Annotated in this window: 20 protein-coding genes; 17 read left to right on the plus strand and 3 right to left on the minus strand. The window is 56.1% G+C overall.

Annotated features, from left to right (window positions below):
- From G5B47_RS24280 to G5B47_RS24310, 7 genes are all read left to right on the plus strand, one after another.
- A partial coding sequence (locus G5B47_RS24280) for a hypothetical protein (RefSeq protein WP_206107528.1) occupies positions 1–789 on the plus strand: 789 nt, incomplete at its 5' end.
- Between the two features lie 248 nt (positions 790–1,037).
- On the plus strand, positions 1,038–1,967 hold the full coding sequence (locus G5B47_RS24285) for a PLP-dependent cysteine synthase family protein (RefSeq protein ID WP_038595499.1): 930 nt from the start codon (positions 1,038–1,040) through the stop codon (positions 1,965–1,967).
- A complete protein-coding gene (locus G5B47_RS24290; protein WP_165103932.1) occupies positions 1,964–2,392 on the plus strand; it encodes a Mov34/MPN/PAD-1 family protein in 429 nt (142 codons plus the stop codon). The genes G5B47_RS24285 and G5B47_RS24290 overlap by 4 nt, the downstream gene beginning before the upstream one ends.
- A gap of 4 nt (positions 2,393–2,396) precedes the next feature.
- A complete protein-coding gene (gene moeB / locus G5B47_RS24295; protein ID WP_165103934.1) occupies positions 2,397–3,857 on the plus strand; it encodes a molybdopterin-synthase adenylyltransferase MoeB in 1,461 nt (486 codons plus the stop codon).
- Between the two features lie 196 nt (positions 3,858–4,053).
- A complete protein-coding gene (locus tag G5B47_RS24300; RefSeq protein ID WP_165103936.1) occupies positions 4,054–5,007 on the plus strand; it encodes a family 2A encapsulin nanocompartment shell protein in 954 nt (317 codons plus the stop codon).
- Positions 4,994–6,580: a family 2A encapsulin nanocompartment cargo protein cysteine desulfurase gene (locus G5B47_RS24305; protein WP_165103938.1), complete on the plus strand. Its 1,587-nt coding sequence runs from the start codon at positions 4,994–4,996 to the stop codon at positions 6,578–6,580. Before G5B47_RS24300 ends, G5B47_RS24305 begins: the two co-directional genes overlap by 14 nt.
- 94 nt (positions 6,581–6,674) lie before the next feature.
- On the plus strand, positions 6,675–7,619 hold the full coding sequence (locus G5B47_RS24310; RefSeq protein WP_235957320.1) for a serine O-acetyltransferase: 945 nt from the start codon (positions 6,675–6,677) through the stop codon (positions 7,617–7,619).
- Positions 7,620–7,757: 138 nt separating this feature from the next.
- Here G5B47_RS24310 and acnA read toward each other — a convergent pair whose 3' ends face one another.
- Positions 7,758–10,496, minus strand: coding sequence for an aconitate hydratase AcnA (acnA, locus tag G5B47_RS24315; protein ID WP_165103939.1), 2,739 nt, complete (start codon positions 10,494–10,496; stop codon positions 7,758–7,760).
- A 296-nt stretch (positions 10,497–10,792) separates the two neighbouring features.
- Here acnA and G5B47_RS24320 point away from each other — a divergent pair, with 296 nt between their 5' ends.
- The 9 genes from G5B47_RS24320 to def all read left to right on the plus strand — a co-directional run bounded on the left by G5B47_RS24320 (position 10,793) and on the right by def (position 18,567).
- On the plus strand, positions 10,793–11,812 hold the full coding sequence (locus G5B47_RS24320) for an amidase domain-containing protein (protein ID WP_165103941.1): 1,020 nt from the start codon (positions 10,793–10,795) through the stop codon (positions 11,810–11,812).
- 19 nt (positions 11,813–11,831) lie between these two features.
- A complete protein-coding gene (locus G5B47_RS24325) occupies positions 11,832–12,926 on the plus strand; it encodes a D-alanine--D-alanine ligase (RefSeq protein ID WP_165103943.1) in 1,095 nt (364 codons plus the stop codon).
- A 42-nt stretch (positions 12,927–12,968) separates the two neighbouring features.
- A complete protein-coding gene (locus G5B47_RS24330) occupies positions 12,969–13,286 on the plus strand; it encodes a hypothetical protein (RefSeq protein WP_025333099.1) in 318 nt (105 codons plus the stop codon).
- Positions 13,283–14,290, plus strand: a complete 1,008-nt coding sequence (gene uvsE / locus G5B47_RS24335; protein ID WP_165103944.1) for a UV DNA damage repair endonuclease UvsE — start codon at positions 13,283–13,285, stop codon at positions 14,288–14,290. Before G5B47_RS24330 ends, uvsE begins: the two co-directional genes overlap by 4 nt.
- Positions 14,291–14,387: 97 nt before the next feature.
- On the plus strand, positions 14,388–15,158 hold the full coding sequence (fabI, locus tag G5B47_RS24340) for an enoyl-ACP reductase FabI (RefSeq protein ID WP_165103946.1): 771 nt from the start codon (positions 14,388–14,390) through the stop codon (positions 15,156–15,158).
- Between the two features lie 84 nt (positions 15,159–15,242).
- Positions 15,243–16,121, plus strand: coding sequence for an inositol monophosphatase family protein (locus G5B47_RS24345; protein WP_165103948.1), 879 nt, complete (start codon positions 15,243–15,245; stop codon positions 16,119–16,121).
- A gap of 26 nt (positions 16,122–16,147) precedes the next feature.
- The gene (locus G5B47_RS24350) at positions 16,148–16,426 is read left to right on the plus strand and encodes a hypothetical protein (RefSeq protein ID WP_165103949.1); all 279 of its coding nucleotides are present in this window, start codon (positions 16,148–16,150) and stop codon (positions 16,424–16,426) included.
- Positions 16,427–16,617: 191 nt separating this feature from the next.
- Positions 16,618–17,895: a stalk domain-containing protein gene (locus G5B47_RS24355; RefSeq protein WP_165103951.1), complete on the plus strand. Its 1,278-nt coding sequence runs from the start codon at positions 16,618–16,620 to the stop codon at positions 17,893–17,895.
- 105 nt (positions 17,896–18,000) lie between these two features.
- A complete protein-coding gene (gene def, locus G5B47_RS24360; protein WP_165103991.1) occupies positions 18,001–18,567 on the plus strand; it encodes a peptide deformylase in 567 nt (188 codons plus the stop codon).
- 205 nt (positions 18,568–18,772) lie between these two features.
- Here def and G5B47_RS24365 read toward each other — a convergent pair whose 3' ends face one another.
- Entirely contained in the window at positions 18,773–20,089 is a 1,317-nt protein-coding gene (locus G5B47_RS24365; protein ID WP_206107529.1) for a glutamate-1-semialdehyde 2,1-aminomutase, read from the minus strand.
- A 134-nt stretch (positions 20,090–20,223) separates the two neighbouring features.
- A complete protein-coding gene (locus G5B47_RS24370; protein ID WP_165103953.1) occupies positions 20,224–21,273 on the minus strand; it encodes an LCP family protein in 1,050 nt (349 codons plus the stop codon).
- Positions 21,274–21,406: 133 nt separating this feature from the next.
- On the opposite strand from G5B47_RS24370, the gene bcp reads away from it, so the two are divergent.
- Entirely contained in the window at positions 21,407–21,874 is a 468-nt protein-coding gene (gene bcp, locus G5B47_RS24375; protein WP_165103954.1) for a thioredoxin-dependent thiol peroxidase, read from the plus strand.
- The last annotated feature ends 80 nt before the right edge of the window (positions 21,875–21,954 follow it).

Raw genomic sequence — 21,954 nt, forward strand, 5'->3', positions numbered from 1 at the left:
ATCTCGAAAACGGTGTTTTCTTATCAAGGAGCCGTTCTCTCCAAATCAGAAATTCCGCTAAGCCTTAAGGACGGGGATAAGAACAAATGGGTTGCTCCTGCAGGAAAAGCAAATGAAAGAATTATGGTTCAAAGATTAGATGCTTTCAATCTGTATCAGTTTCCTTGGAAAAAGCCAAGCGTCAGCTATGACGCCAAGGTCGTTGACAACGGTTGGGAGTTCGTCAGTGTGATGGACTGGGATTTCGAGCGTTATCCTTATTTGGCGATCAAATACATGGCATCGGGCATTATGAACCAGGTTTATTTTGCGAAAACGGTGAATCTGTATACGAAGAAAGAGGCTCTTTTCAAAGACTTTAATACGGATTTCAAGCTTGAAAGCAGCGGAAGAAATACGTTATTGTTCACCTCCAACGTGTATGATTCGGTGTACCAGCCTTTTCCGCCCAATGTCCTTCGGCCTAAATCTACTGAAATCCAGCCGTACTACCAAATCATTAATGCGGATAAGGGGATCAAGAGCAAGGTGCTGGAAGGAGTTTTTGCCGACAAGGGCGATCACTCGGGGTGGCAAACGGAGCTCATTAACAATCAGTTATTTGTTGGGGATTTGGCGGAGCATACCTGGTCCTTGTATTCGGCAAATGGGTCGGCGATTGTGATGAATCAAGCCTGGCCGGGCAACAGCGAGTCCAAGTTTGCCGGTTACAACGCGGCTGCGGGGATTAGCTACTTTTTGGAATACCGCTCGGGCAAAGCCTCAATTACTGCTTATCCGGTTCATTAATAATATATGTTACTTAAAAAAGAAAGGCGCGGGTCCTAACACGGGAATCCCGCGCCTTCTTGTATGCTCTGCACCTTGTCTATTTCAAGGAGACGAATGTCATTTTTTTTCAAAGAAGCGGCTAGACAGAAAAATGTCGAACTGCTATAATGAGATCAACTTATTCCTACAATATTGCTCGGAATAGTTGGACATGGTATGGATGCGGAGAAACTGGCGAAAAAGCCAGCAGGTTAGGGGACTTCACATTGGCAAATAACCATTACGGGATTATTGAATCTATCGGCAATACACCGCTTATACGTCTTGTGAATGTGACGAAGGATCTGGGGCGAACCGACGTAAGCGTGTATGTGAAGGCCGAGCAGCTTAATCCGAGCGGTTCGGTCAAGGACCGCGCCGCGAAGGCCATGATTTTGCAGGGAATCCAGTCAGGGCAATTGACCAAGGAGAAATCCATCATCGACGGGACGAGCGGCAATACCGGCATTGCCTACGCAATGATCGGCGCGGCTCTCGGGTACAAAGTGACCCTGTGCCTCCCGGGTAACGCGAATGTCGAACGCAAGCGGATTCTGCGGGCTTACCGCGCGGAAATTATCGAGACGGACCCGCTGCAAAGCTCGGATGGCGCTCAGCTTGAAGCCAAGCGCATAGCGGAGCTTGAGGCCGACCGGTATTTTTATCCCGATCAATACAATAATGATGCGAACTGGAAAGCGCACTACGAGACGACCGCCCCGGAAATCTGGGAACAGACGGATCATAAGGTTACTCATTTTATCGCCGGCATGGGCACATCTGGAACCTTTATCGGAACCTCCAGAAGATTGAAGGAGCTTAATCCCGCGATCCAGACCGTTGCGATGCAGCCGGATTCGCCTCTGCACGGATTGGAGGGAATGAAGCATCTGGCAACGACGCTTAAGCCGGGGATATACGACCAGTCGGTAGCCGACGGGCTGATTGAGGTTGAAACCGAGGAAGCGTATGCCATGACGCGCAGGCTGGCGCGGGAAGAAGGGCTGCTGGTCGGAATCAGCTCCGGGGCCAATGTACATGCCGCGCTGAAGCTGGCTGCGACCGTCCCTCCCGGATCAGTCGTCGTTACCATTTTATGCGACAGCGGGCTTCGATATTTAAGCGACGACTTGTGGATAAGGGGGGATGCGACATGATCCATCTGAAGCGGGAGCATATCGACCAAATCAATAAACACGCCGAGGAGGATTACCCGCATGAATGCTGCGGTATTGTGTTCGGGAGACTGGGCGAGGAGCAGTCAAAGGTAGTTAGCGAGCTGCTTCCGATTTCCAATTCACGGGAAGAGCAGGCCAGGCATAACCGCTTCCTCATCACCTCGGAAGACATCATGAGAAGCGAGCTGTACGCGCGAAAGCATAAGCTGGATGTGCTCGGCTTCTATCACTCGCATCCCGATCATCCTGCGCGTCCCTCCGCGTTCGACTTGGAGCATGCCTGGCCGACTTACTCTTACCTGATTGTCGCAGTTGCACAAGGGCGGGCGGGAGAATTGACTTCCTGGGAGCTGAACAGTGACCGTTCCGCGTTCCATTCTGAAACCATTAATAGGGAGGATTAGCCGTATGACAGTAAGTTTGCTTATTCCTACCGCCCTGCGCTCGTTTACGGACGGTTTGTCGGAAATCGGTTTGGAGGCGGCCACGGTTGAAGAGGCGCTGGCTGTACTAACCGAACAATATGTCGATCTTCGGCGGCATTTGTTTAACGATCAGGGCCAGCTGCGCAGCTATGTGAATATCTATGTGAATGAAGAGGATATCCGGCAAAAAAACGGTCTGCAGACAGCCTTGTCGGATGGAGACGACGTCATGCTTGTGCCTTCCATTGCCGGCGGCTCGCCGGCGGAAACGGAAGGAATCGGGAGCCCGGGCCTTGACGGGCTTCCCGAACTGACCAAAGACGAAATTACCCGGTACAGCCGGCACCTTATTCTGCCGGAGGTCGGCGTGGAAGGACAGCGCATCCTCAAGAAAAGCCGGGTTCTGCTGATCGGAACCGGAGGACTGGGCGCGCCGATCGCCATGTATTTGGCCGCTGCTGGCGTCGGGACGCTTGGCATTGTCGATTTTGACTTCGTGGATGAGACGAATTTGCAGCGCCAGATTATTCACGGCACGCGCGATATCGGCAGACCGAAGATTGCGTCCGCCAAAGACCGGATCAAGAGCATTAACCCGAAAGTTAACGTCATTGCCATCGAACAAAGACTGTCCAGCGAGAACGCCCTCGATATTATCAAGGATTACGATGTGGTCGTGGATGGAACGGATAATTTCCCGACGCGATATTTGGTCAATGACGCCTGCGTTTTATTGGGCAAGCCGAACGTGTACGGCTCCGTATTCCGGTTCGAAGGACAGGTCAGCGTATTCTATGCGCAGGAAGGGGCCTGTTACCGCTGTCTGTATCCGGAACCGCCTCCAGCCGGACTTGTTCCCACTTGCTCCGAAGGCGGCATACTCGGCGTTCTTCCCGGCATCATCGGCTGCATTCAGGCAAATGAAACGATCAAGCTGCTCCTTGGCAAAGGTGAACCTCTAATCAATCGGCTGCTGCTGTTCGACGCGCTGAAGATGAAGTTTCGGGAGCTTAAGCTCAGCAAGGACACGAACTGCCCCATTTGCGGAACACATCCTACCATTACATCCCCTATTGATTATGAAGAATTTTGCGGTTTGAAGAAGCCTGCCGAAGAGGAGCCAATCGAGGAGATTACGGCTGCCGAGCTGAAAAGACGCTTTGATGGCGGGGAAGAGGTGCAAATCCTGGACATCCGGGAGCCTCATGAGCTTGCGATCGGGAAGCTGCCGGGAACAAAAGCCATTCCTTTCGGTCAGATCGTTCGCCGCAAAGCGGAGCTTGATCCCCAGCGGGATACGATCGTCATATGTAAAATCGGCCAGCGCAGCGTGATGGCGATTCGTACTTTACGGGATTCCGGCTATACCGGCAAACTGCTGAATTTGAAAGACGGCATGAACGCATGGGCGCAGGAAATAGATCCCCGGATTGCGCAGTACTGATGCATATCTGACTTATAAAACTCATTATAGTAGGCCCATTGCCGAACCAATGCGCTTATGCACGCGGGCATGGAAGGCTCACCGGACCGGTTGGTTTGGCGCGGACTTTGCCGTATCGCTCTAGTAATAAGTACATACCGTTCCGGCGATGGGCCATATTATATATTTTTCATTATTATCTTAAGGGGGCTTTACTATGTCCGAACAAGACAATGGCAATCTGGCCGTACCGGCGCTCGGTTCATCGGCAGCTTATCAACTGGCAAATGTCACCAAATCTGCACCTCAATTCGATTCCCTTACACCGCGCTGGATCACAAGGCTGTTCGAATGGAAGGGACTTGAAACGGGGATTTACCGGCTGAACAAGGTACAGGAAGGCGATACGCCGCTTGATGTATTGTGCAGTACCGGCGACACCTCGAATATTACCGAAGGCTTTGTCGATTATAGTACAAGCCCGCGCGAATACGTGCTGAATTCCATTTCGACGATTATCAACGTCAATACCTGCGTATCGGACATATACAGCAGCCCTTTCAACCAGATTCAGGAGCAATTGCGGCTTGCCATTGAGAGCATCAAGGAAAGGCAGGAAAGCCAGCTCATCAACAGCGATGATTACGGTCTTTTGAAAAATGCGGCGCCTTCCCAGCGCATCCAGACACGCAACGGTGCGCCTACGCCGGATGATCTGGACGAGTTGATCTCCAAGGTGTGGAAAGAGCCTTCCTATTTCCTGGCTCATCCGCGGGCCATCGCGGCCATCGGCCGGGAATGCACAAGACGCGGCGTTCCGCCGCAAACGGTGCAGATCTTTGGTTCGCATTTTCTGACCTGGAGAGGCATCCCTATTATTCCTACGGACAAGCTGTTCGTCGACGGTCATAAGAACCCAAAAGGTAAGGCGGGCAAAACGAATATTCTGCTTGTGCGCACCGGAGAAAATAAGCAGGGCGTTCTCGGTTTGTACCAAACCGGTCTTCCGGGCGAGCAGTCCCGCGGGCTTTCGGTCCGGTTTACGGGCATCGACAAGCAGGGCATCGGCTCGTATCTCCTCTCCTTGTACTGCTCCGTTGCGATTCTTGCAGATGACGCGGTGGGCGTGCTGGAAGATGTGGATGTAGGTAACTACTATGACTACGAATAGCAATCATCCATCCCTTCCGGACCCATCCGTCCTGGCGGCGCTGGCGAGTGCATACTTTCCGGAATTTTCATCTGGGAAAGCGGCTGCGGCCGCTTCATCCGCTCCGGAATCTGCACCGTCCGTACAGAATACGGTTCCTTCGCCTCCAGCCTTTGCACCGTCCGTACAGGGGGGGTCTCCTGCGGCGCCATCGTACCATGGATTATGGACCGAGGCGGACTTTCTGCGGGCGATTCCCGGCGCGTTTGAATCGGACAATCTGGGGACAAGCTCTTTGCCGGGCAGCTATGCACCGTCGATTGAGTTCTTGTCAGGCAGCCAAGCTCCATCCGCCGTTTCGGCTCCCTCGCTATCCTTCGGGGCGTTTGATGTAAACGCGGTGCGAAAGGATTTTCCGATTCTGGCGGAGAAGGTGAACGGTAAAGATCTGGTGTGGCTGGACAATGCCGCGACGACCCACAAGCCCCGGCAGGTTATTGAGCGGATCAAGTACTATTATGAGCATGAGAATTCCAATGTGCACCGCGCGGCTCATGAGCTGGCGGCGCGCTCCACAGATGCTTACGAGGGCGCCCGAGAGAAGGCGGCCCGGTTTCTGAACGCCCCTTCGGCGAAGGAAATCGTATTCGTCCGGGGAGCGACCGAGGCAATTAATTTGGTAGCAAGCAGCTACGCCAGACATCATTTGCAGAAAGACGATGAAATTCTTATCACGTGGCTGGAGCATCATGCCAACATCGTGCCCTGGCAATTGGTCTGCGAGGAGACCGGGGCGAAGCTCCGTGTCGCGCCTGTCGATGAGAGCGGACAAATCCTGCTGGACGAATATGCGAAGCTGCTGAGCTCCCGGACGAAGTTCGTCTCCCTGACGCATGTATCCAACGCGCTCGGTACGGTTACTCCGGTAGCGGAGATGGTCAGCCTGGCCCACCGTTACGGCGCCAAAGTGCTGGTTGATGGCGCGCAGGCCGTCTCCCACTTGAAAGTGGACGTGCAGGCGCTGGATGCCGATTTCTACGTGTTCTCGGGTCATAAAGTGTTTGGTCCCACAGGAATCGGCGTCCTGTATGGTAAACCCGAAGCGCTCGAAGCCATGCGTCCCTACCAGGGCGGGGGCAATATGATCGTGGATGTAACGTTCGAGAAGACCATTGTTCACCCGGCCCCGGCCCGTTTTGAAGCGGGAACCGGTAATATTGCTGATGCGGTCGGGCTTGGCGCGGCGCTGGACTACGTTTCCTCAATCGGCCTGGATGTGATTAACCGTTATGAGCATTTTCTGCTGGAGTACGGCATAGAATCGCTTTCCCGCGTCCCTGGCCTGCGGCTCATCGGCACGGCAAAGGAAAAAGCGGGCGTGCTGTCCTTCGTTCTCTCAGGGTTTACGACGGAGGAGGTTGGCAAGGCCCTTAGCAATGAAGGGATTGCCGTTCGTTCCGGCCACCATTGCGCTCAGCCGATTCTCCGCAGATTCGGGCTTGAGAGCGCGGTAAGACCGTCGCTGGCATTCTATAACACCTGCGGGGAAATTGACGCCTTGACGTCTGTGCTGTTGAAGCTGAAGCATAGCTGAAGCGTACTGAAACGGCTGCGGTATCCGCCGTCAATCCCCTATCATCTCCGGCGCCGGACGATGCCATATAAGCAGGGGGAAAGGAGGTTGAGTCTTGAGCAGCATTAATGACAACCGAATGAACCGTCTCGTTGCGGAGATTGCGGCCAGCTACCGGGAACAGCCGATTAATCCTTTACTGGATTATTCTTTGCTTCCGAGCCGCAAGCTGGTTATTGAGAGCATACATTTGGTTTGGGAACTGCTGTTTCCCGGTTATTTCGGCAAGCAGGATTTGAATGACGAGACGATGGAGTATCACATTGGCTCTGTTCTGATACAGATTCAGGAGAAGCTGTCCGACCAGATTGGCCGCTCTCTGCTGTACCGGAGGGGACAGAATTCCCATTCCTCCCAAGAGGTAAGACCGGAGGCGGAGGAAATCATTCATCAATTTTTGGCGGAAATACCGCGGATACGGAGCGTGCTGGCCACCGATGCCCAAATCGCTTTCGACGGAGATCCGGCGGCCAATGATTTGAGCGAGATCATTTTCTCCTATCCCGGCTTATTCGCGGTGGGGATCTACCGTATGGCCCATGAACTGGAACTGCTGTCTGTCCCGCTTATTCCCCGGATTATGACCGAATATGCGCACAGCGTCACAGGAATTGATATCCATCCCGGGGCGAAGATCGGCAGTTCCTTCTTTATCGACCATGGTACCGGGGTAGTGATCGGAGAAACGACGGAGATCGGTGATCGGGTGAAGATTTACCACGGGGTGACGCTGGGAGCCTTGTCGCTCCGAGAGGGCCATTCGATGTATGGGAAAAAGCGCCATCCGACGCTTGAGGATGATGTGACGGTATATTCCGGCGCATCGATTCTGGGCGGGGATACCGTCATCGGCAAAGGGGTCGTGATCGGCAGCAATGTCTCCATCTTCAAGTCCGTGCCTGCCGGCGCGAAAGTAACTGTAAAGAACCCGGAACTGATCATCAAAGGCCAGGCGCCGCAAGAATTCCCGCAGGAATTCACCTGGGATTGGGTGATTTGAAGCTCCGATACTCAAAAAAACGAACCCGACTTCCACTCAATAATCAGTGGAAGGACGGGTTCGTTTCTTCTTGTTTAACAGGTTAAGCGGGTCATGCCTGGAATGGCATCATAGGATAGCCCCGCGCCGTTTTATATTTTACTCCGCTGCCGAAGCAGTAGGAGACGCGTCCGCCAGCATCTGGCGCAGCACCGTTTGCAGGATGCCGCCGTTGCGGTAGTAATCGACATCAACCATACTGTCCAGCCGTGCGATGACCGGGAAGTCGAACTTCGTGCCGTCCTCGCGGGTGGCGGTAACCGTCAACTCTTGTCCAGGCTGCACGTCATTGCCGAGGCCGGTAATATCGAAGGTCTCGCGGCCCGTCAGCCCCAGATTGCTCCAGCCGTTGCCTTCCTGGAACTGCAGCGGCAGTACGCCCATGCCGACGAGGTTGCTGCGGTGAATCCGCTCGAAGCTCTCGGCGATGACGGCTTTGACGCCCAGCAGGAACGTGCCTTTGGCCGCCCAGTCGCGCGAGCTGCCCGTGCCGTATTCCTTGCCCGCGATAACGACGAGGTTCTGTCCGTCGGCCTGATAACGCATGGAAGCGTCATAGATCGGCATCACTTCGTTGGTCGGCAGGTAGGTGGTGACGCCGCCTTCCGTCCCCGGAGCAACCGCATTCCGGATCCGGATATTGGCGAACGTTCCGCGCATCATGACTTCATGGTTGCCGCGGCGGGAGCCGTAGGAGTTGAAGTCCTTGCGCTCAACGCCGTGCTCGCTGAGGTATTTGCCTGCAGGGCCGGACGTTGTAATATTACCGGCAGGCGAGATATGGTCGGTCGTTACCGAATCGCCCAGCAGGGCGAGTACGCGCGCATCGTTGATATCCTCGATGTCGCCGAGTCCGTCGGCCAGATGCTCGAAGAACGGCGGGTTCTGGATATACGTCGATTTCTCGTCCCATTCGTAGAGCTCGCCTTCCGGAACGGGAATCGCGTTCCAGCGCTCGTTGGCCGTAAAGACGTTCTCGTATTTGCTGCGGAACATCTCCGGGCTGACCGACAACTGAATCGCTTCGCGGATCTCAGCGCTTGTCGGCCAGATGTCTTTCAGGTAGACCGGCTCTCCGAGCGAGTCGTAACCGAGCGGATCGTTCTGCAGGTCGATATTGACCGTGCCTGCGATCGCATAGGCCACAACCAGCGGCGGGGAAGCGAGATAGTTCGCCTTGACCTGGGCATGCACGCGTCCTTCGAAGTTCCGGTTGCCCGAAATGACGGAAGCCACGGTCATGTCGTTCGCCGCAACCGCCTGGGCCACCTCATCCGGAAGCGGTCCCGAGTTGCCGATACAGGTGGCGCAGCCGTATCCGGCGACGTAGAAGCCGAGCTCTTCCAGCGGCTTCAGGAGACCTGCCTTCACCAGGTAATCCGTCACGACAAGCGAACCCGGCGTCAGGCTGCTCTTGACATAGCCCGGCTTGGTCAGGCCGCGCTCTACGGCTTTCTTAGCAAGCAGACCCGCACCAAGCATAACGCTTGGGTTCGAGGTGTTCGTACAGCTTGTGATCGCCGCGATGACGACTGCGCCGGTGGACAGCTCGCTTTTGCTGCCGTCTTTATGCTGAAGCTCGACCTTTTGTGCGATTTTCTCGTCGCTCAGGCCGTAACCGCCTTTGTCGATCGGAGTGCGGATAATGCCTTCGAAATTCTCTTTCATATGTGTAAGCTCGATCCGGTCCTGAGGACGCTTCGGTCCCGCCAAGCTTGGCACAACCGAGGCCAGATCCAGTTCAATCGTATCGCTGAATACCGGGTCCGGCGTTTCCGCCGTACGGAACATGCCTTGGGCTTTGTAATACGTCTCCACCAGTTCGACCTGCTCATCGGAACGGCCCGTGCTGCGCAGGTAGAACAACGTCTCGTCGTCCACAGGGAAGAAGCCGATCGTCGCGCCGTATTCAGGCGCCATGTTGGCGACTGTCGCCCGGTCAGCCAGGCTGATATTGGCAAGGCCCGGGCCGTAAAATTCGACAAATTTGCCGACCACGCCTTTTTTGCGCAGCATTTGGGTAACGGTCAGCGCCAGATCGGTTGCCGTAGCGCCTTCCACCAGACTGCCTGTCAGCTTGAAGCCGATAACGTCAGGGGTCACAAAATAGAGCGGCTGCCCCAGCATGCCGGCTTCCGCCTCAATGCCGCCGACGCCCCAGCCTACAACGCCCAGACCATTAATCATGGTTGTGTGGGAGTCGGTGCCCACCAGCGAATCCGGATACACGGTCGTTTCGCCGTCCACCGTCTTCGTGGCCGCCACCGAAGCCAGATACTCCAGGTTGACCTGGTGCACGATGCCGGTTGCCGGAGGAACGGCGCGGAAGTTGTTGAATGCCGTCTGCGCCCAGCGCAGGAACCGGTAACGTTCCTCGTTGCGTTCGAATTCAACGTTCATATTGTATTCCAACGCGTCCTTGGTGCCGAAGGCGTCAACCATGACCGAATGGTCGATAACGAGGTCGACCGGCACGAGCGGATTGATCTGCTTCGGATCGCCGCCGGCTTTTTTTACAGTATCGCGCATGGCCGCAAGGTCTACAACCACCGGTACGCCGGTGAAATCCTGCAGCACGATCCGCGCCGGGATGAAGGGAATTTCCTTCCCGCGGTCGATGTCGCCCGCCCAGCCGGCGAGCTGTTTGACATGCTCTTCTGTAATGGCTCTTCCGTCGAATTGGCGGACGGCCGCCTCAAGCAGCACTTTAATGGAAAAAGGAAGGGAGGAGATATTGCCGAGTCCCTGCTGTTCAAGCGCTTGAAGATCATAGTAGCGGTACGTTGTGCCGCCCGATGTGAGCGAGCGAACAAGATTGAAATTATCCTTGCTTGGCATGAATTTGCCTCCTTGTTTCATCTGTTGAAACTCCATTTCATATTCATCTCTGCCTTTTAGTATAACGGTTACAGGAGGGGGAGTAAAGTTTTTTCCTTCATTTTAATCGAAAAATCCGCATCCCTTCGGCCTCCGATTTATTGTCCGTATAGCCGCCCGTTCCGCCTCATATATATAGTACGGCAGCATACTGCCCTGGCAGAGCTTAACCGGCTTTGCTTATCGGAGTCCTTTGCGGGCAGCGCGTAAGTGCGGCGTAATTTTGGATTGGTGCGGAAAGGGGCGGGAAACGGGCAATGGATCAGAAATGGAAGAAAAGTCTGTATATATATGTAGACCAATACAACAAAAGCCGGGTGGTGCCTGAAACCGAGGTCTTCTCCGGGAGCGGCTCAGGCCTCGATCTTGGGCAACAGGAGCGCGGCCGGAGAATGGCGAAATGGTACGAGGACAGGGGGATTAAGCCCCGGCGCTGCGAGACGGGGGTGAAGGTGCTGCGGTCTGCGCAGCGGAATGAGGGGGACATCCTGGCGGAAGTCGCCCTGCACAGCGCCTTTTTCTATGAAAAAGGCGGGATCACGCACCGTGAGGACAAGGTGGAGCGGGAGCGCTTGATCTTTGCGGGCGGGAACGGAGAGGCCGGGTGGGCCTTGGCTGGTGTGGAGCGCGACATTCCGGAGCGGGGCTTTCGAAGGGGCAAGGGGGGGGCCGCCAGCGTAGAAATTCATACCCTTGAAGAAGCGTTCGGCCAGCCGTCACTTCCGGGCCCGCTGCTCAGCCGCAGGGTGCTCTCCACTGCTACCCGCGATGTCCGTTACCGGCGGGAAGACGCCGCGGCTTATGCGGACCGGTGGTGGAATGATTTTAATCCGGAATATGAAACCTTCGCCGTCGACTGCACCAATTACGTATCCCAATGTCTCTTTGCAGGGGGAGCACCGATCAACTATACTGGTAAAAGAGAAACGGGCTGGTGGTACAAAGGTTATGTAGGCGGACAGGAAGGGTGGAGCTACAGCTGGGCGGTCTCGGACAGTCTCCGCCGTTACCTGGATGGAGAGCGGCGCTCAGGCTTGCGCGCCCAGATTGTGGAGCGTCCCGAGCAGCTGATGCTTGGAGACGTCATTCAGTATGACTGGGACGGAGACGGCCGCTATCAGCACAGCACCGTCGTTACGGCGTTTGACGCGGGAGGCATGCCGCTTGTCAACGCGCATACGGTTCCCAGCCGCCACCGCTATTGGGACTATCGGGATTCCTATGCCTGGACCGACAGAACGGCTTATCGTTTTTTTCACATTTACGACTACTTATAATTCAGAGAGAGGTTAAGGGATGGATAATGCAAAGCTGACCGTGGGCCTGGCGTACGGCGGGAAATCGGGGGAGCACGAAGTATCGCTGCAGACCGCTTTTGCCGTGATGAACGCTTTTGACTACGATAAATATGAGATTCTGCCTTTTTATATATCAAAGCAGGGGCTGTGGAAGATCGGGGAGAAGCTGCAGGCCCCCTTCAGTCGGCTGGAGCAGCTTAAGCTGGAAGGAGAGTCCGCGGATACGGGCAAGGCGCTGAACGCCGTATTCAGCGGACTGGACGGCGGCGAAAGAGCGGTGGACGTGATGTTCCCGCTGCTGCACGGCACGAACGGGGAAGACGGGACGATTCAAGGCCTGTTCGAGATGGCTAATATCCCTTATATCGGAGCGGGTGTGCTGGCTTCGGCGGCGGGCATGGATAAAGTCATCATGAAGAAGCTGTTCGCGGAGGCGGGGCTGGAGCAGTGCAAGTACTGCTACTTTCACGCCAGCACATGGAAGCGCAAGAGCCATGATCTGATCATCGAGGTCGAGGATAAGCTGGGGTATCCGGTATTCGTCAAGCCTGCGAATCTGGGTTCCAGCGTCGGCATTTCCAAGGCTGTCGGCAAGGAGTCCCTGATCAAAGCCGTCGAGACCGCCTTCCGTTACGATACCAAGGTAATTATCGAGGAGTTCGTCGAGGCGCGCGAGCTGGAGGTCAGCGTGCTGGGCAATGACGAGCCGGAGGCATCCGTTCCCGGCGAAATCGTCTCCTCCGGCGAATATTACGATTATGCGGCCAAATATATCGACGGGAAGTCGCAAATGCTGATTCCGGCTCCCGTCGACCCCGAGACCGCCGACCGGCTGCGGGAATTGGCGATAGCCGCTTTTCGCGCAATTGAAGGCAGCGGCATTACGCGGGCCGATTTCTTCGTCCGCAAATCAGACGGCAGAATATTGATCAACGAAGTCAACACGATGCCCGGCTTCACGCCGTTCAGCATGTACCCCCTGCTGTGGCGGGAGACGGGCGTAACCTATCAGGCTCTGCTGGACCGTATGATCGCGCTGGCGCTCGAGCGGTATAATCTCAAGCAGGGCTTGAAATACGATAACGAGCAATAATAGAGAATAGGCGGATGATCCGGCCGGAAAGGAGAAGGTATCATGGGATTTCAAACAGAGTTTAATTCGGTATGCAAATTCAAGAATGAACAGGAATTGTATGAGCTGCTGGAATACGGACGCTGTAAAATGCTGAAGCAAGGGTTCCGCATCTTTCCGACCGGGCAGAAGGTTATTGCCTATACGCCGGACAACGTCGCTGTGGCTATCGTCAAAATCTCGGCGTCCATCGCGGAGATTAACTTCCAGGGCCATGAAGTAACCGCAGTCGAGATGGAACTGGTCCGCAAACTGAATGATGAAGAATCCAGAGTACAGACGGCTCTGGCCGACGAGATGTTCTTCGGAGAGCGGGAATGATCGTCCGCTTCGGTTATGTTGCAATGTCCACTGTGATCAAAAATTGTTCACCGTCCAAGACGATGACCATGGCTTCGTTCAGTAAGCTGGACGACCGCGAGGCGGCGGTCCGCCGCCTTGAGTCGATCGCCAGGGGCAATCTGCATAACACGCTCAGGCTGCTGAGGCATAACCGGGCATCCGATATTAAAGTTTACCGGCTGACCTCGAAGCTGGTCCCTCTGGCCACGCATCCGGAGCTGCGGGATTGGAACGCGCTGGCCGCGCTGGCCCAGGATTTTGCCGAGGTTGGCCGATATATTAAGGAGAACGGGATAAGGGTGTCCTTTCATCCCGATCATTTTACCGTGCTGAGCACGCCAAGGCCCGAGGTACTGGCCAGTTCCGTCCGTGACCTCCGCCACCATACGGACATGCTGTCCGCAATGGAGCTTCCGGCTACGGCCAAGAACAATATCCATATCGGCGGCGCGTACGGGGATAAGCCCCTTGCGGCGGCCCGGTTCGCCCAGAACTTCCGGGAGCTTGCGCCGGAACTGCAGGAGCGCATCACCCTTGAGAACGACGACAAGACGTTCAACGCGGTGGAGACGCTGGAAGTCTGCAAGACGCTTGGTCTCCCGATGGTGCTCGATCTCCATCATCAATGGGTGAATAACGAGGGAGAGCTTCCCTGGGAGCTGTGGCCGGACATCAGCCGGACCTGGCAGACGCCGTTGGCTCAGAAGGACGCCCCAAGCGACCGGCCCCTTCCGCCCAAGATTCATGTCTCAAGCCCCCGCAGCCTGTCCGATCCCCGCAGCCATGCCGATAACGTGGACCCGGCGCCGCTGCTCGCTTTTCTGAAGCGGATTGCACCGGATACGGCGGCGGTGGATGTCATGATCGAAGCCAAGGCTAAGGACGGCGCGCTGTTTGAGCTGATGGAGACGCTAAAAGGAATGGAAGGCGCAGGGAGCGGAATTACTGTGCTGGACGGAGCAAGCATTCGCATCGAGGCCTAAAATATGGCATTGCCGACTTGATAAGTAGCCGCAAATGCGGTACGTTGAAGGAAACTTCGGTTTACCCTATATCTTAACAATTAAAGGAGCATACGAAATGGGAGAACTGCTGACCGGAAAAAATATTGTGGTAATGGGCGTGGCGAACGACCGCAGCATTGCCTGGGCGATTGCCAAGAGCTTATCGGAACAGGGGGCGCGCCTGGCCTTTACATATGAAAGCGAACGTGTGGAGGGCCGGGTGCGCAAGCTGGCCGAGACCATTCCCGGTTCGGTCATTTTGCCGTGCAACGTGACGGTGGACGAGGATATTGACAAGCTGGCGGAGGAGCTGAAAGAGAACTTCGGCGTGCTGCACGGCATTGTGCACAGCATTGCCTTCGCCAAAGGCGAGGATCTGGAAGGCCGCTTTGCCGCCACTTCGCGTGCCGGCTTTGCGCTGGCGCATGACATCAGCGCTTATTCGCTGGTCGCTGTCGCCCAGCGGCTGCATCCCCTCATGACCGAGGGCGGGTCCATCATTACGATGACCTATATGGGCTCGGAGCGCGTGATGCGCAATTATAACGTCATGGGCGTAGCCAAAGCAGCGCTTGAAGCTTCGGTTCGCTATCTGGCAAGCGATCTTGGTCCGGACAACATCCGCGTGAACGCCATTTCCGCCGGACCGATCCGCACCCTGGCTGCCAAAGGCATCAGCGATTTCAACTCGATTCTGCGCGTCGTGGAAGAAAAGGCGCCGCTTCGCCGCGGCACCGATGCCGCCGAAGTCGGCGATACGGCAATGTTCCTGATAAGCCAGCTGTCGCGAGGGATTACCGGAGAAGTAATCTATGTCGACGGCGGGTACCACATCATCGGAGGTTAGCAAGCGGGCCGGACGGCAAGGTCCCCGCGAGCTGCGAAGGGATCTCACGCCCGGCTATCAAGTTTAAGAAAGCGGAGTGAAGAGATGAGTTCTTTAAATCCTAATAGCAGGAATGAGCGGGAGCCCTATGTCGTATCCAGCAAGGGTTACACGGCGGTAGCCATCAACGCGGCCGCTAAAGCCGGGGAGTACATCAAGAGCAGACAGGGGACGGTCAAGGAGCTGGGAACGAAGTCATCGGCTCAGGATCTGGTGACGGAAGTGGACAAAGGCGCGGAGCAGATGATCCGCAGACTTGTGCTGACGCATTATCCCGATCACGCCATTCTGGGCGAGGAGGGAGTGGTGCCCGGTGCCGATGCCGTGACCGCCGCGCTGGAGGAAGCGAAAGAGAATGAGTTTCTCTGGATCGTCGATCCGGTGGACGGGACAACGAATTTTGTCCATGGCTTTCCTTTTTACGCGGTGTCGATTGCGCTCGCCGTACGCGGCGAATTGACGGTCGGCGTCATTTACGACCCGGTGCGCGATGAGATGTTCGTGGCCGAAAAGGGCAAGGGCGCTTACGTGCATGGCGTCAAGACCGCCGTCTCTTCGGAAACTTCGCTTGGCGACAGCCTGATCGCGCTCGGCTTCCCGCCGGACCGGCAGGTTGCGCAGCCGGCCAATCTGGCCGCTCTGCAGAACATTCTGCCGAAGGTCCGGGGGATCCGCGCCGGAGGCTCCGCCGCCCTGCATCTGGCCTACGTGGCTGCGGGACGGGTCAGCGCCTACTATGAAGTCGGCCTGAGCCCTTGGGACTGCGCCGCAGGTGTGCTGCTGGTCAAGGAGTCCGGCGGCCAGGTTACCGATACGCAAGGCAACCCGTACCATATCGGCACACGCCATGTCGTGGCCAGCAACGGGCATATCCATGAGGATATCGTATCTTCGCTGAAGGAAGCGGGAGCGACCGGATTCTAGCAAGAGCGAAAGGAGGCGGGCTTTTAGTGAGCGGGAAGGAAGATCTGGAGCGCCGTTTGAGCGAATTGCTGAACGAGGGCGAGCTGGAACAAAGCAGCCGGGAAGCAAGGGAGCTTCGCCAAATATCGCCGAAATACGAAATCCGTATTCAGACAACGCTTGATCCGATTGTGGAGGAAACGCACCGGTACCGGTCAATCGCCCGAGAGCTGGACGACCGGTACGATAAATACCTGGAACGGACGCGGAAGCGGCAGGATTCCGTTTCTCGCGAATCGGCGGGAGACCAGGAAGGAAGCCCTTAAAGGCGACCGGTAAGGCCGGAGCACCGGGGACGAACGGGCACGCGGCTAGCTAATATCATATTTAATCAAGAGAAAGAGTCAAGGGCGCGATGATGTGGAACCTTGGCTCTTTTTTGCTCGGCGCCGAGATCTACCTTTACAGGATTTGGAATGATAGAATGGAAGAATCATGGCAGACTTGGAGGGATATGATGATCAATTTGCGGAAAAAATGGATAAACGCCGCCAGCTTCCTGCTGCTCGCAGCCACCCTGCTGGGCACCTCTGCCCCGGGCGCTTTGGCAGCCGCCGCAAAGACGCCGCAGCCGGAAACGGTCGGCATCGTGGCTTTGGGAGACTCCGTTACGGCAGGCTATGAACCGGGCATGACGATAAGCTCTACGCCCTACGGCTACGCGGAGCGGCTGCTGGAGCAGGCCTGGTTTCACGGCAAGCGGGCAGAGCTTAGCAATTACGGCATTCTCGGGCTGAAGACCGCCGGACTTCGACAGCTTACGGCGGCAATCAAGGACGGCACGGCCATTACGGCCGACAGCATCCAGCCCGGCATCGCCGATCCGCGCCTGCCCTCGTTTGCGGCCAAAGCCGAGCAGACCAAGGCCGATATTGCCGCAGCGAAGCTGATTACCATCACGATCGGCGGCAATGATGTGAGCAGTCTGCTGCAGCAGGCGAAGGACTTGTCGGATGCCGATCTTCAGGCTCGCGTGCAAGAGCTGCTGGCGGCTTACACGGACAATGTCACGGCCGCGCTGGAGAACCTGCGGGCGATAAATCCGAATGCGACGATTATTATCGCCGACCAGTATCAGCCGGTTCCGCAGCTCTATGCCGGCCAGAGCTACGCGAAGCTGATGAGCGCCGCTGCAAGCTTTACGCAGGCGGCCGACCGTCTGGCCGCAAGCGTGACGCGCCCAGACGCCCCCGTGCTTGTCGCCCATGCGGCCTCGCTGTTTGCGGGCCAAGAGGGATCGCTGACGCATATCATCGCTGACTCCGACTTCCATCCGACCCAGCTTGGCTACGAGACGATTGCGAAGGCGTTCACCGAAGAGGTCTGGGGCGACTACCGGGTGCCGGCCTCCTTCCTGACACCTTCCGCCTCACAGCGGCCGATGACGATTGTCGTGAACAGCCAGGAGCTGAACACGCCGAACAAACCGGTCGTCCGCAGCGGCCAGAACTTCCTTGCGCTCGCGGATGTTCTCAAAGCGATGGGCGCAAGCGGCAAGTGGGACAACAAGACGTCCAGCGCGACCATTGTATACGGCGGACGGACGGTCGTCATTACGATCGGCTCCAAGACGATCCTGGCGGACGGCCGCAAGATCGCGGTAGATACTCCGGCTTTTCTGCAAAAGAATGGCAAGGAAGTCAAGACCTATTTGCCACTGGCCGCCCTCGCCTCGGGCCTGGGCTTCGACGTGGAATACAGCGCGCAGCTGCGTACCGCTTTTATCAACCCTTAAATATATTAATAATCAAGCAAGCGCGTATTAAAAGTTCATCATGTGAAGCAAAGGTGGAGAGCAACGGTGTCTAACGCAAAGTTTACGAAGGATTATGTGATTACGATGGACGATATTGTAAGAGAGGGGCATCCGGCGCTTCGCATCATCACAGAGCCGGTAAAGCTGCCTCTGACGGAGGAGGACCGCGAAACGCTGCTGTGCATGCTTCAGTTTCTGAAGAACAGCCAGGACGAGGAGATGGCCGCGAGGTATAAGCTGCGCTCCGGTGTTGGGCTGTCGGCCAATCAGATCGGGCTGAACAAGCGGATGTTTGTCATGTATTCCCATGACGAGACCGGCGCGCTGATCGAGCATGCCCTGGTCAATCCAAAGATCGTCAGCCATTCCCTGTCGATGATCTACTTGCCGGATAGTGAGGGCTGCCTGTCGGTCGACCGGCCGATTCAGGGCTTTGTGCCGCGGTATGAGTCGGTCAAAGTAAAAGGGTATGATCTGGGTGCGGGCAAAGAGGTCCAGCTTCGGTTCAAGGGCTATACGTCAATCATCATCCAGCATGAGATGGATCATCTGGACGGAAAGATGTTCTACGACCGGATCAATAAAGATAATCCGTTCAAGCTGCCGCAAGGTGTATCGATTCGCAGCCTGTACGACCGGGATGAAGATTAAAGCTTGAAACGAAATGATTCACAATGAATAATTTTCAGAAAAAAGTGCAGATTAAGAAGCAAGGCGGCCGTAGCTATCCTCGATCGGGGCGACGGTCGTTTTTTTTACGCGTTAATCTAGAGACGACCCGGATGCAAAAAAGCGCCGTTCAAAGGCGATACTGCCCTGCCTTTGAACGGCAACCCGTCCGCTGCTTGCGTTACGCTTATCGTTCTTCCTTCATCGCGCGGAAGGAGGCTTCCGCCGCTTCCAGCGTAGCGTCGATGTCTTCATCGGTGTGAGCCGTGGTCAGGAACCACGCCTCATACTTCGACGCCGCCAGGTTGATGCCGCGGTTCAGCATATGGCGGAAGAAGCTGGCGAACGCTTCGCCGTCGGTATCCTGGGCCTCATCGTAGTTGGTCACGGGATGATCGCAGAAGTGGGTGGAGAAGGCGCCGCGAATGCGGTTGATCGTCAGCGGAATGCCGTGACGGTCGGCCGACTCTTTCAGTCCGTCCGTTAACCGGATAGCCAGCCGCTCCATCTCTTCGTACACGCCTTCTCCCTGGAGTATCTCCAGGCAGGCAATGCCCGCCGAGATGGACGCGGGGTTGCCCGCCATAGTGCCGGCCTGGTAGGCCGGTCCGAGCGGCGCTACCTGATCCATGATCTCCTTGCGGCCGCCGTAGGCGCCGATCGGCAGACCGCCGCCGAAGATTTTGCCCATCGCCGTCAGGTCGGGTACGATCTGCTCGTGATTGTCCAGTCCGGCGTAAGTTTGCGCGCCGCCGTAGTGGAAGCGGAAGTTGGTAATCACCTCGTCGTAAATGACGAGCGAGCCGTTGTCATGCGCCAGCTTGCACATGCCCTCGAGGAACCCGGGCTTCGGCATGACCATGCCGAAATTACCTACGATCGGCTCGACCATGACGGCGGCGACGTCGTCGCCCCACCGGTTCAAGGCCTCGCGCAAGCCGTCCAGGCTGTTGAACGGTACGGTGATAACTTCGTGGGCGATGCTCACCGGAATACCGGCGCTGTCCGGGATGCCCAGCGTGGACGGGCCGGAGCCTGCGGCAACCAGCACCAGGTCGGAGTGGCCGTGGTAGCAGCCGGCGAACTTGATGATTTTACTGCGGCCGGTGAACGCCCGGGCGACCCGGATCGTCGACATGACGGCTTCGGTGCCGGAATTGACGAACCGTACCTTGTCCAGTGACGGAATGGCTTCCTTGACCATTTTGGCCAAGGTAATCTCAAGCGCCGTCGGGGTGCCGTACAGCACGCCGTTCTCTGCGGCTCTTGTGATCGCGGCCGTAATATGCGGGTGGGCAAACCCGGTAATGACCGGGCCAAAGGCCGCCAGATAATCGATATAGCGGTTGCCGTCTTCGTCCCAGAAGTGGGCTCCCGAGGCGCGCTTCATGAAGACGGGCGCTCCGCCGCCTACGGCTTTGAAGGATCGGGAGGGGCTGTTAACTCCTCCGACAATATGCTTAAGAGCCTCTTGATACAGCTGTTCTGAGGTGGAACGATTCATAACAATAGTCATCCTTTCGTTTTAAGGGATAGCGCAAGGCAACGGGCGAACAACGGTCCATGCCGTTGTCCGCCCGTTGCCAGGGTGAAGCGCCAATTGTTCAATCCGCCGCCGAAAAGACAGCGGCAGGCTAATTACTGGGAGCTGTCGCTTCCCGCCGTGGCGGAAGGCGATGAAGATGGAGACGGAGAGGCCACAGGTTCTTTTTTGGCCATCGTTTCCTGCACGAACTGCTTCAGTTCATCGTAATCCCGGACGCCCAGCACGGACGATCCCCGGATGGTCTCCTCTTTCAGGAGGTTCATCGGCGGGATCTGCTCGCTGCCGGCCACGCTGCTGCCATAACCGACGTTCGCCAGCTTCCACATATCGTTGATGGACAGATTCGTGTCGATATAGGGGCTGACCTGCGACAAAATGCCGGGAAGCTTAACGAGCGATGTGGTGCTCTTGAGCTTGTCCGCCACGGCGCTCAGGAAGGCCCGCTGGCGCTGGGTGCGCGTAAAGTCCGAAGTGGCGTCATGCCGGAAGCGGACATATTGTAGCGCCATGTTGCCGTCAAGGTGCTGATAGCCTTTTTTGAGATCGATATCGTATTCGGGGCCGTCGGCCTTGGTCTTGTAGACCATGTCCTTCTCAACCGTATAATCTATGCCGCCCACCGCATCAATCAGCTTGATAAAGCCTTGAAAGTCGGTGTAGACGTAATATTGAATCGGAATGCCGAGCAGATCGCTGACCGTCTGCATCGCCGTGTTGGGGCCGTAAATGATCGCTGTGTTTATACGGTCCTCGCCGTGATCGGGAATTGGCACATAGGTATCCCGAAGGATGGAGAAGACGTGGGCTTTCTTGTTCACCGGATCGAGGGACACGACCAGCATTGTGTCGGAACGCGGAATTTCACCCTTTTTCACACCGCGCGCATCCACGCCCATCAGCAGGATATTCACCGGCTCCGTACCTTCCCATTTCGGAGGCTCGGGCGTATCGGCATCTACCGTTTTCACATTATTAAAAGGGGATTGTTCGCCCTGCTTCTGCAGGCCGTCAAGGCCTTGATAGATGGAAGTGAAGTAATACACGGCTCCCCCGACCAAGAGCAGGAGAAGGAGACTGAAGCTCCAAATCAACGGTTTCCTGGACTTTCGCTTTTTTGCGTGTCGTTTCGATCGTGGCGGCATTAATCGCTCTTCCTTTCACATTCGCATTCCCTACATTATAATTTCTTTTATGGTTACAATCAATTCTAGGTCCCGTTTGGCGGGACAGTACCCACTTTAGGGACGATTAACAAATCGGAGGAGTGCATAAACTATGGAAGAACTGACCATCGGACAAGAAGCGCCGGAATTTACGCTGCCCGCTTCAGACGGAAGTGAGGTAAGCCTGAGCCAGTACAGAGGACGGAAGGTTTTGCTCTATTTTTATCCGAAAAATATGACCCCGGGCTGCACCCAGGAAGCCTGCGAATTCCGGGACGTCAATGACCGGATTACGGCGAAGGGCGCCGTCGTTCTCGGCGTGAGCCCAGACAGCCTTCAGTCGCACGCCAAGTTTATCGCGAAGAATGAACTGCCTTTTCTGCTTCTGTCCGACGAAGACCACAAAGTAAGCGAGCAGTATGGGGTATGGCAGCTCAAGAAGCTGTACGGCAAGGAATTTATGGGCATTGTGCGCTCCACCTTCCTGATCGACGAGTCGGGCAAGATAACGGATATGTGGAAAAAGGTGCGGGTAAAGGGGCATGCGGAGACGGTCGCGGCGCGCCTTAACGGAGAATAGGTCGGCAGGCGGGGTTACCTCCGGTCAATTACATTTTTAATTGTTACATTTTTAACAGCTTTCATTAGCCTATTATGTGA

This window comes from Paenibacillus apii, from assembly GCF_011043685.1.
In the GTDB taxonomy this organism is placed as follows: Bacteria; Bacillota; Bacilli; order Paenibacillales; family Paenibacillaceae; genus Paenibacillus_AQ; species Paenibacillus_AQ sabinae.

Coding starts and splice junctions, on each gene's coding strand:
- fabI (WP_165103946.1), top strand. CDS start 14,388: ATGGGAGAACTGCTGACCGGAAAAAATATTGTGGTAATGGGCGTGGCG.
- G5B47_RS24370 (WP_165103953.1), bottom strand. CDS start 21,273: ATGCCGCCACGATCGAAACGACACGCAAAAAAGCGAAAGTCCAGGAAA.
- G5B47_RS24365 (WP_206107529.1), bottom strand. CDS start 20,089: ATGAATCGTTCCACCTCAGAACAGCTGTATCAAGAGGCTCTTAAGCAT.
- G5B47_RS24290 (WP_165103932.1), top strand. CDS start 1,964: ATGATCCATCTGAAGCGGGAGCATATCGACCAAATCAATAAACACGCC.
- G5B47_RS24305 (WP_165103938.1), top strand. CDS start 4,994: ATGACTACGAATAGCAATCATCCATCCCTTCCGGACCCATCCGTCCTG.
- uvsE (WP_165103944.1), top strand. CDS start 13,283: ATGATCGTCCGCTTCGGTTATGTTGCAATGTCCACTGTGATCAAAAAT.
- def (WP_165103991.1), top strand. CDS start 18,001: ATGGACGATATTGTAAGAGAGGGGCATCCGGCGCTTCGCATCATCACA.
- G5B47_RS24355 (WP_165103951.1), top strand. CDS start 16,618: ATGATCAATTTGCGGAAAAAATGGATAAACGCCGCCAGCTTCCTGCTG.
- G5B47_RS24330 (WP_025333099.1), top strand. CDS start 12,969: ATGGGATTTCAAACAGAGTTTAATTCGGTATGCAAATTCAAGAATGAA.
- G5B47_RS24345 (WP_165103948.1), top strand. CDS start 15,243: ATGAGTTCTTTAAATCCTAATAGCAGGAATGAGCGGGAGCCCTATGTC.
- G5B47_RS24325 (WP_165103943.1), top strand. CDS start 11,832: ATGGATAATGCAAAGCTGACCGTGGGCCTGGCGTACGGCGGGAAATCG.
- moeB (WP_165103934.1), top strand. CDS start 2,397: ATGACAGTAAGTTTGCTTATTCCTACCGCCCTGCGCTCGTTTACGGAC.
- G5B47_RS24300 (WP_165103936.1), top strand. CDS start 4,054: ATGTCCGAACAAGACAATGGCAATCTGGCCGTACCGGCGCTCGGTTCA.
- acnA (WP_165103939.1), bottom strand. CDS start 10,496: ATGCCAAGCAAGGATAATTTCAATCTTGTTCGCTCGCTCACATCGGGC.
- bcp (WP_165103954.1), top strand. CDS start 21,407: ATGGAAGAACTGACCATCGGACAAGAAGCGCCGGAATTTACGCTGCCC.
- G5B47_RS24320 (WP_165103941.1), top strand. CDS start 10,793: ATGGATCAGAAATGGAAGAAAAGTCTGTATATATATGTAGACCAATAC.